Source organism: Spirillospora sp. NPDC046719 (assembly GCF_040645715.1).
GTDB lineage: Bacteria > Actinomycetota > Actinomycetes > Streptosporangiales > Streptosporangiaceae > Spirillospora.
In genome coordinates, this window is the sequence record NZ_JBEYYT010000377.1 from 1 (window position 1) to 9,250 (window position 9,250).

Here is a 9,250-nt window from a genome sequence, read left to right on the forward strand (position 1 = left end):
GCCCCGCCGACCGGCACGTCGCGGTCGTGGCCGTCCCCGGCGGCTACGAGGTGCGGCTCGGCGACGAGGTCCGCGCCCGGTCCCACGACCTGACGGCGACGGCGGCGGCCGCCGCCACCACACGGAGGAGCGAGTGATCGACTACGTCCGCGACGGCGCGGAGATCTACCGGCGGTCGTTCGCGACCATCAGGGCGGAGGCGGACCTCGCGGGGCTGCCGGACGACGTCGCCCGGGTCGCCGTCCGCATGATCCACTCGTGCGGGATGACCGACCTGGTGCGCGACCTGGACCACGCGCCCGGCGTCGTCGCGGCCGCCCGCGAGGCGCTGCTGGCGGGCCGGCCGATCCTGTGCGACGCGCGGATGGTCGCGGCGGGCGTCACCCGTAGGCGGCTCCCCGCGGACAACGACGTGGTCTGCACGCTCGGCGACCCGCGCGTGCCCGCGCTCGCCGCGGAGCTCGGCACCACCCGCAGCGCCGCCGCGCTGGAGCTGTGGCGCGACCGCCTCGGCGGCTCCGTCGTCGCGATCGGCAACGCGCCGACCGCGCTGTTCCGGCTGCTGGAGATGGTCGCGGACGGCGCGCCCCGGCCCGCCGCCGTGCTCGGCATCCCGGTCGGGTTCATCGGTGCCGCCGAGTCCAAGGACGCGCTCGCCGCGTCCGGCCTGCCGTACCTGGTGGTGCGCGGGCGGCGCGGCGGCAGCGCGATGACCGCCGCCGCGATCAACGCCATCGCCAGCGAGGAAGAGTGATGACCGGACACCTGTACGGGGTGGGGCTCGGCCCCGGCGACCCCGAGCTGATCACGGTGAAGGCGGCCCGGCTCGTGGAGAGCGCGGACGTGGTCGTGCATCACGCGGCGCGGCACGGGCGCAGCATCGCGCGCCGCATCGCCGCCCCCCACCTGCGCGAAGGGCAGATCGAGGAAGCCCTGATCTACCCGGTCACCACCGAGCGGACCGACGACTACCGGGCCGTGCTGGAGGAGTTCTACGAGCGGTGCGCGGCGCGGCTCGCCGAGCATCTCGACGCCGGGCGCGACGTCGTGGTGCTGTGCGAGGGCGACCCGTTCTTCTACGGCTCGTACATGCACCTGCACAAGCGGCTCTCCGGCCGGTACCCGACGACGGTGGTACCGGGCGTCACCTCGGTGAGCGCCGCGTCCGCCGAGCTGGGCCGCCCGCTGGTCGAGCGCGACGAGGTGCTGACCGTCCTGCCCGGCACGCTGCCGCCCGGCGACCTGGCCCGCCGCCTCGCCGCCACCGACTCGGCCGCCGTGCTGAAGCTCGGCCGGACGTTCGGCGGCGTCCGCGCGGCCCTGGACGAGGCGGGCCGCCTGGACGACGCCTGGTACGTCGAGCGCGCCACCACCGACGGGCAGCGGGCGCTGCCGCTGGCCGAGGTCGACCCGGAGACCGTCCCGTACTTCTCCGTCGCGATCCTGCCGAGCCGCGTGCACGAGCGGACGCGCCGCGAGCTGCCGGAACCCGCCGCGCCGGGGGAGGGGCGGGGCGAGGTCGCGATCGTCGGGCTCGGCCCGGCGGGCCGCGAATGGCTCACCCCCGAGGCGCAGGACGCCCTCGCCACCGCCGACGACCTCGTCGGATACGCCCCCTACCTGGCGCGGGTGCCCGCGAACCCCCGGCAGGAGCGGCACGCCTCCGACAACCGGGTCGAGTCGGAGCGGGCGGAGTTCGCGCTCGCGCTCGCCGAGCGGGGGCGCCGCGTGGCGGTGGTGTCGTCGGGCGACCCGGGCGTGTTCGCGATGGCCGCCGCCGTGCTGGAGGTCGCCGCCGAGGACCGCTGGAAGGACGTCCCGGTGCGGGTCCTGCCGGGGCTGACCGCCGCGAACGCCGTCGCGTCCCGGATCGGCGCGCCGCTCGGGCACGACTACTGCGTGCTGTCGCTGTCCGACCGGCTGAAGCCCTGGGACGTCATCGCGTCCCGCCTCGCCGCCGCGGCGGCCGCCGACCTGGTCATCGCGATCTACAACCCGGCGTCGAAGACCCGGAAGGAGCAGGTCGCCAAGGCCCGCGACGTGCTGCTGGAGCACCGTTCGCCGGACACGCCGGTCGTCATCGGGCGCGACGTCGGCGGCCCCGAGGAGAGCGTCCGCGTGGTCCGGCTCGCCGACCTCGACGCGGACGGCGTCGACATGCGCACGCTGCTGCTGGTCGGCTCGTCGCAGACGACGGTCGCCGAGCGCGGCGACGGCCGCACGACCGTCTTCACGCCGCGCCGCTACCCCTCATGAGCGGGCCGGTGCCGGGCGAGCCACGCGGCCGCCTCCTCGACCGTCGCGGCGACCGGGACGCCGTCCGGGGCGGGCGGCCGGTCGACCATGACCACCGGGATCCGCAGCGTCCGGGCCGCGGCGAGCTTGGCGGACGTCATCGCGCTGCCGCTGTCCTTGGTGACCAGCGCGTCGATCGCGTGCTCGCGCATCAGCGCCAGCTCCTCGCCGACGGTGAACGGGCCGCGCGCGAGGACCGTCTCCATCCGCGGCGGCAGCGGCGGCTCCGGCGGGTCGACGGACCGGACGAGGAACCAGCGGCGCGCGTCGCCCGCGAACGCGGCGAGGTTCTTGCGGCCGGTGGTCAGGAAGACCCGCTCGCCGGGCAGGTCCGCGGCGGCGGCCTCCAGCGACGGGACGCGCCGCCAGTCGTCGCCGGGGCCCTCCGTCCAGCCGGGGCGGCGCAGCACCAGCAGCGGGACGCCGGTCCGCTCCGCCGCGAGCACGGCGGACTCGGTCATCAGCGCGGCGAACGGATGCGTCGCGTCGACGACCGCGCCGATCCGCTCGTCGCGCAGCCAGGCCGCGAGCCCGTCCGGGCCGCCGAACCCGCCGATGCGGGTGCGGCCCGGCGGCAGATCGGGGTCGGCCGTCCGGCCCGCCAGCGAGCTGATCACGTCGTAGCGGGGATCGCCGGCGAGGCGCCCGGCCAGCCGCCGCGCCTCGCCGGTGCCGCCGAGCAGCAGCACGCGCTGGGGCTCTTCCACGCGCGGGGTCTCTTCCACGGGCAGGGTCACGCCACCAGGGTATTGCCGTGAGCGATCTCCGTTACGGCTGGACGACCGGGGCGTGCGCGACGGCCGCGACCAAGGCGGCGCACGCCGCGCTGCTCACCGGCGAGTTCCCCGACCCCGTCGAGATCACGCTGCCGAAGGGGCAGACGCCCGCGTTCGCGCTGGCCGTGGAGGAGCTCGGCGACGGGTTCGCGACGGCCGGGATCGTCAAGGACGCGGGCGACGACCCCGACGTCACGCACGGCGCGCTCGTCCGCTCGACGGTCCGGCCGGGCCCGCCCGGCGGCGGGGTGGTGTTCCGCGCGGGACCGGGAGTCGGCACCGTCACCCGCCCCGGCCTGCCGCTGGAGGTCGGCGAACCGGCGATCAACCCGGTGCCGCGCCGGATGATGCGGGAGGTCCTCGGCGACGCCGACATCATCGTGGAGATCTCCGTCGACGGCGGCGAGGAGCTGGCGCGCCGCACGTGGAACCCGCGCCTCGGCATCCTCGGCGGGCTGTCGATCCTCGGCACGACCGGCGTCGTCGTCCCGTACTCGTGCTCGGCGTGGATCGACAGCATCCGGCGCGGCGTGGACGTCGCCCGGGCCATGGGACGCGAGCACGTCGCGGGCGCGACCGGCAGCACATCCGAGAAGGTGGCCGCCGATCTGTACGGCCTCCCGGAGGACGCGCTGCTCGACATGGGCGACTTCGCCGGGGCCGTGCTGAAGTACCTGCGCCGCCACCCGGTGCCGAGGCTGACGATCGCGGGCGGCGTCGGCAAGCTCGCCAAGCTCGCCGCCGGCCACCTCGACCTGCACTCCAAGCGGTCCCAGGTCGACTTCGGCGTCCTGGCGTCCATGGTCGGCGACCCGGAGACCGCCGAGCGGGTGCGGGGCGCGAACACCGCGCTCGACGCGCTCCAGATCTGCCGGCGCGCCGGCGTCCCGCTGGGCGACCTGGTGGCGGCCCGCGCCCGCGAGACCGCGCTGGCCACCCTGCGCGGCGCGCCCGTGGCCGTCGACGTGGTCGTCATCGACCGCGCCGGCACGATCGTCGGCCGCGCAGGCCCCTGACCCCGCTCCGTCCCCTGACCCCGCTCCGGCTCCTGACCCCGCTCCGGCTCCTGATCAGCGCCGCGGTGAATGGGCTCAGCGGCAGCGGGCGGCGGAGTAGAGGTGGCTGTCGGTGAAGTTCTCGGCGGTCAGGACCCGGCCGACGATGATCACCGCGGTCCGCTCGATGCCCGCCTCGCGGACCTTCCCGGCGATGTCGGCCAGCGTGCCCCGGACGATCACCTCATCCGGCCGGGACGCGTAGGCGACCACGGCGACCGGGCAGTCCGCGCCGTAGTTCGGGACCAGCTCGTCCACCACCGGCCCGATCCGCTGGACGGCCAGGTGCAGCACCATCGTCGCGCCGCTCCGGCCGAGCGTCGCGAGGTCCTCGCCCGGCGGCATCGGCGTCGCCCGCGCCGACGTGCGGGTCAGCACCACGGTCTGCGCCACCTCGGGGACGGTCAGCTCCCGGCCCAGCGAGGCCGCCGCCGCCGCGAACGCGGGCACGCCCGGCGTCACGTCGTACGGCACGCCCGCCGCGTCCAGCCGCCGCATCTGCTCGGCCATCGCGCTGAACACCGACGGGTCGCCCGAGTGCAGCCGCGCGACGTCCTGCCCGTGCCCGTGCGCCGCGACGAGCTCGGCGACGATGTCGTCCAGGACCATGCCCGCCGTGTTCACCAGGCGCGCGCCCTCCGGGCACCACCCCAGCACCTCCGGCGGGACGAGGCTCCCCGCGTACAGGCACACCGGCGACGCCGCGACCAGGTCGCGGCCGCGGACGGTCATCAGGTCGGCGGCGCCCGGCCCGGCGCCGATGAAGTGCACGGTCACCGGCCGTCCCCCCGCGTCGCGGCCCACTGCGTCACCGGCATCATCGGCCGCCAGCCGGTGAACCCGCCGACCGCCCCTGCGCGCCCGATCTCGATCCTGGTCAGGTCGCCGCCGAGCCGCTCGCGCGCCTGCGTCACCACCCGCTCCGACTCGATCGTGACCGCGTTGACGACCAGCCGGCCGCCCGGCCGCAGCGCCTCCCAGCACGCGTCCACCATCCCCGGCGCGGTGACGCCGCCGCCGATGAACACCGCGTCCGGCGTGCCGAGGCCCGCCAGCGCGGCGGGCGCCTCCCCGACGACGACCCGGATCCCCGGCACGCCGAGGGCCCGCGCGTTCGCCTCGATCCGCGCGGCGCGCAGCGGCCGCTCCTCGATCGCGATGGCCCGGCACGAGCGGTGCGCGCGCATCCACTCGATCCCGATGCTGCCGGCGCCCGCCCCGACGTCCCACAGCAGCTCGCCCGGCACCGGCCCCAGCCGCGCCAGGGTGATCGCGCGGACCTCCCGCTTGGTGATCTGCCCGTCGTGGTCGTAGGAGTCGTCCGGCAGCCCCGGCACGACCGGCGTCCCGGGCCCCTCGCAGCGGATCGCGACGACGTTCAGCGCGCCCGGATCGTCCGGGACGGGGCCGACGCGCTCGTCCTCCGCGCCCAGCCGCTCCAGGACGGTCACCTCGCTGCCGCCGTAGCCGCGCTCGTCCAGCAGCGCCGCGACCTCGGCGGGGGTGTCCGCGTCCGCGCTCAGCACCAGCACCCGCCGGCCCGGCGCCAGCACCGCGCCCAGCACCGACAGCGGCCGCCCGACCGCGCTCACGACCTCGGTGTCCTCGACCGGCCAGCCGAGCCGCGCGCACGCCAGCGACAGCGACGACGCGTGCGGCACCACCCGCACCCGGTCCGCGCCCAGCAGCCGGACCAGCGTCGTCCCGACGCCGTAGAACATCGGGTCGCCGCTCGCCGCGACCGCGATCCGGCGGCCCCGGTGCGCCTCGAACAGCGTCGGCAGCCCCGGCAGCATCGGCGACGGCCACAGCGCCCGCTCGGCGTCCAGCGCCGGCAGCAGCCCGAGCTGCCGCGGCCCGCCCATGATCACTTCCGCCTTGCGGAACGCGTCCCGGGCGGGCTCGGTGAGGCCCTCCCAGCCGTCCGCGCCCATCCCGACGACCCAGACGTCCGGCGCCGCCGGCGCCTCCTCCGGCGCCTCCTCACGCAGGTCCGCCCGAAGGTCCGGGCGGGTGATCCCGTCAGACATTGCCCAGCACCCGCTCGACCGCGATCTCGATCACGACCCGCCGCGGGTTGGCGCGCGGCGGCTTGTACCGCTCGGCGTAGCGGCGCTCGGCGTCGGCGACGGAGGCGGCGTCCGTCCTGAGGACGGCCCGGCCCTCGACCGTGATCCAGTGCCGGCCGTCCACCTGGCTCACCGCGGCCGGCAGCCCCGCCGCGCTCGCGGCCCGCACGTGCCGCGCCTTCGCCGAGTCCGCCGAGGTGATCACGCGCACCAGCCCGGCGTCGGCGTCCAGCGTCGCGCCCACCGGCACGGCGTGCGGCGTGCCGTCCGGCCGGACGGTGACCAGCGTGCACACCCGCCGCTCCCGCCAGAACTCCCGCACCCGCTCGTCGTCCAGGCTCAGCCGGTGTCGTGTCCCCTGCATCTCGTCCTCTCGTCCGGTGTGCAGCAGGATCCCAGAAACCGGCGGCGGTTCGCGCGCTGCCCGGGGTCAGGCGGCGGCCAGCCGCGCGCACAGCGCGGGGACGGCCTCGCCGATCGGCTCCCGGACGACCTCGTCGGCGAGGTCGTCGTAGGGCGTCGGGTCCCGGTTGACGATGATCAGCCGGGCTCCGCACTCGGCCGCGACGGCGCACAGCCGCGCCGCCGGGTCCACGGTCAGCGAGCTGCCGATCGCCACGAACACCTCCGCGGCGCGGGCGATGTTCCCGGCCAGCGACAGCACGTCCGCGTCGAGGTACTGGCCGAACAGCACGATCGACGGCTGCAGCACGCCGCCGCAGGCCGGGCAGGACGGATCGTCCTCGCCGCGCGCCAGGACGTCGGCGGTCGGGTACCCGGCGCGGCAGCGCAGGCACGACGTGGTGGCCATGCTGCCGTGCAGCTCCAGCACCTTGCGGGGCGTCGAGCCGGCCTTCTGGTGCAGTCCGTCGACGTTCTGGGTGAGGATCCGCACGGCCGCGGCCTTCTCCAGGCCGGCCAGCGCGCGGTGCGCGGCGTTGGGGCGGGCGTCCGCGTGCAGGTCGAGCGTCCGCCAGAAGCGGCGCCTGACCTCGGCGTCGTTGACGAAGTGCTTGCGGGTGAAGAGGCGGGCCAGCTCGGGGTCCCGGGTCCACACCCCGGACGGGCCCCGGTAGTCCGGAATGCCCGAGTCCGTGGAGATTCCTGCGCCGGTCAGCACGGCGATGCGCTCGGCCATGGGGGAGAACGTACGGGCCGGATGGTGACAGGGTCGACCCGTTTTCCGCGCTGGCGGACATATGCCGTCATATGATTAGTTAGCGCAAGAAACTATCTCTGGGGAGGGGAGAGCGTGCCGACCAAGCACTATCCGTGGATCGCGCTGAGCAACACGACGCTGGGCATGCTGCTCGCGACGGTCAACTCCTCGATCGTGATCATCTCGCTGCCGGCCATCTTCCGCGGGATCCATCTGAACCCGCTGGAACCGGGCAACGTCAGCTACCTGCTGTGGATCCTGATGGGCTACATGCTCGTCTCCGCGGTCCTGGTGGTGACGCTCGGCCGGCTCGGCGACATGTTCGGCCGCGTCCGGATGTACAACGCCGGCTTCGCGGTCTTCACGGTCGGGACGATCGTGCTCGGGCTGGACCCGCTGCACGGCGGCGCCGGGGCCGTCTGGCTCATCGCCTGGCGCGTCTTCCAGGGGATCGGCGGCGCCATGCTGATGGCCAACTCCGCCGCGATCCTCACCGACGCGTTCCCGGCGGGCCGGCGCGGCATGGCGATGGGCGTCAACCAGGTCGCCGGCATCGCGGGCAGCTTCCTCGGCCTCGTCGCCGGCGGCCTGCTCAGCGAGGTCGACTGGCGGCTGGTGTTCTTCGCCTCGGCCCCGATCGGGCTCATCGGGACCGTCTGGGCCTACCGCAGCCTCGTCGAGACCGCCACCCGCGCCGTCCGCGCGCGGATCGACTGGATCGGGAACGCGACCTTCGCGGTCGGGCTGACCGCGCTGCTGGCCGCGATCACCTACGGCATCCAGCCGTACGGCGGGCACGACATGGGCTGGACGAACCCGTGGGTGCTGGCGGGCGTCATCGGCGGCGTCGTGGTCCTCGCGGTCTTCTGCTACATCGAGACCAAGGTCGACGAGCCGATGTTCCACCTCGACCTGTTCAGGATCCGCGCGTTCGCGGCCGGGAACGCGGCCGGGCTGCTCGCCGCGATCTCCCGCGGCGGCATGCAGTTCATGCTGATCATCTGGCTGCAGGGCATCTGGCTGCCGCTGCACGGCTACGACTTCGAGGACACCCCGCTGTGGGCCGGCATCTACCTGCTGCCGCTCACCCTCGGGTTCCTGGTCGCCGGGCCGATCTCGGGCCACCTGTCCGACCGCCACGGGGCCCGCGCGTTCGCCTCCGGCGGACTCATGCTGTCCGCGCTGGCCTTCCTCGGCCTGCTGCTGATCCCGACGGACTTCGACTACCGGGTCTTCGCGCTGCTGATCTTCCTCAACGGGGTCGGCTCCGGGCTGTTCGCCGCGCCCAACACCACCGCGATCATGAACTCGGTGCCGGCCGGGCAGCGCGGCGCCGCGTCCGGCATGCGCGCCACCTTCATGAACGCCGGCATGGTGCTGTCGATCGGCGTGTTCTTCTCGCTGATGATCGCCGGGCTGTCGAACTCGCTGCCGAAGACGCTGACCGGCGGGCTGACCTCGCACGGCGTCTCGCCCGACGTCGCCGCGCAGGTCGGCCGGACGCCGCCGGTCGGCACGCTGTTCGCCGCGTTCCTCGGCTACAACCCGATCCAGAACCTGCTGGAGCCCTTCCACGCGCTGGCGCGGCTGGCGCCGCACGACGCCGCCACGCTGACCGGCCGGTCGTACTTCCCGCACCTGATCGCCGACCCGTTCCACCACGGCCTGGTGATCGTGTTCAGCATGGCGATCGCGATGTCGCTGATCGCGGCGCTGGCCTCGCTGCTGCGCGGCCGCCGGTACGTCCACGACGACACGGCGGCGGACGCGCCCGAGCCGGTGAAGGCCGGTAAGGACGCCTCGTGAGTCGCGGAGTCCGCGGAGAGGACCGTCCTCCGCTCGGCGGCCGCTGACACGGCCGCCCCGCACAGCCCCGCCCCGGAACCCCCGGCCGCC

The 9,250-nt window shown here is 75.2% G+C and carries 9 protein-coding genes; 4 read left to right on the plus strand and 5 right to left on the minus strand.

Features of this window, described 5'->3' with window-relative positions:
* Window positions 1–133 precede the first annotated feature (133 nt).
* Both ABZ914_RS39720 and cobJ read left to right on the plus strand, forming a co-directional pair.
* The gene (locus ABZ914_RS39720; protein ID WP_500199701.1) at window positions 134–754 is read left to right on the plus strand and encodes a precorrin-8X methylmutase; all 621 of its coding nucleotides are present in this window, start codon (window positions 134–136) and stop codon (window positions 752–754) included.
* Window positions 754–2,256, plus strand: a complete 1,503-nt coding sequence (cobJ, locus tag ABZ914_RS39725; protein WP_500199702.1) for a precorrin-3B C(17)-methyltransferase — start codon at window positions 754–756, stop codon at window positions 2,254–2,256. The genes ABZ914_RS39720 and cobJ overlap by 1 nt, the downstream gene beginning before the upstream one ends.
* Here cobJ and ABZ914_RS39730 read toward each other — a convergent pair.
* The gene (locus ABZ914_RS39730) at window positions 2,244–3,032 is read right to left on the minus strand and encodes a cobalt-precorrin-6A reductase (protein WP_500199703.1); all 789 of its coding nucleotides are present in this window, start codon (window positions 3,030–3,032) and stop codon (window positions 2,244–2,246) included. The two genes, cobJ and ABZ914_RS39730, sit on opposite strands and share 13 nt — an antisense overlap.
* Before the next feature lie 17 nt (window positions 3,033–3,049).
* Between ABZ914_RS39730 and ABZ914_RS39735 the strand changes: the two genes are divergently transcribed.
* Window positions 3,050–4,087: a cobalt-precorrin-5B (C(1))-methyltransferase gene (locus tag ABZ914_RS39735; protein WP_500199704.1), complete on the plus strand. Its 1,038-nt coding sequence runs from the start codon at window positions 3,050–3,052 to the stop codon at window positions 4,085–4,087.
* Window positions 4,088–4,162: 75 nt separating this feature from the next.
* Here the strand turns inward: ABZ914_RS39735 and cobM are convergent, their stop codons facing one another.
* From cobM to ABZ914_RS39755, 4 genes are all read right to left on the minus strand, one after another.
* Window positions 4,163–4,903, minus strand: a complete 741-nt coding sequence (gene cobM, locus ABZ914_RS39740) for a precorrin-4 C(11)-methyltransferase (RefSeq protein ID WP_500199705.1) — start codon at window positions 4,901–4,903, stop codon at window positions 4,163–4,165.
* On the minus strand, window positions 4,900–6,156 hold the full coding sequence (gene cbiE, locus ABZ914_RS39745) for a precorrin-6y C5,15-methyltransferase (decarboxylating) subunit CbiE (RefSeq protein WP_500199706.1): 1,257 nt from the start codon (window positions 6,154–6,156) through the stop codon (window positions 4,900–4,902). The genes cobM and cbiE overlap by 4 nt, the downstream gene beginning before the upstream one ends.
* Window positions 6,149–6,559 carry a pyridoxamine 5'-phosphate oxidase family protein gene (locus tag ABZ914_RS39750; protein ID WP_500199707.1) on the minus strand — a complete coding sequence of 137 codons (411 nt, stop codon included), beginning with the start codon at window positions 6,557–6,559 and terminating at the stop codon, window positions 6,149–6,151. Before ABZ914_RS39750 ends, cbiE begins: the two co-directional genes overlap by 8 nt.
* A gap of 66 nt (window positions 6,560–6,625) precedes the next feature.
* Window positions 6,626–7,333 (minus strand): SIR2 family NAD-dependent protein deacylase, encoded by a 708-nt coding sequence (locus ABZ914_RS39755; RefSeq protein WP_500199708.1) that lies wholly within the window; start codon window positions 7,331–7,333, stop codon window positions 6,626–6,628.
* Window positions 7,334–7,447: 114 nt separating this feature from the next.
* On the opposite strand from ABZ914_RS39755, the gene ABZ914_RS39760 reads away from it, so the two are divergent.
* Complete coding sequence (locus tag ABZ914_RS39760; protein WP_500199710.1) at window positions 7,448–9,160, plus strand: MFS transporter; 1,713 nt, start codon at window positions 7,448–7,450, stop codon at window positions 9,158–9,160.
* Window positions 9,161–9,250 lie beyond the last annotated feature (90 nt).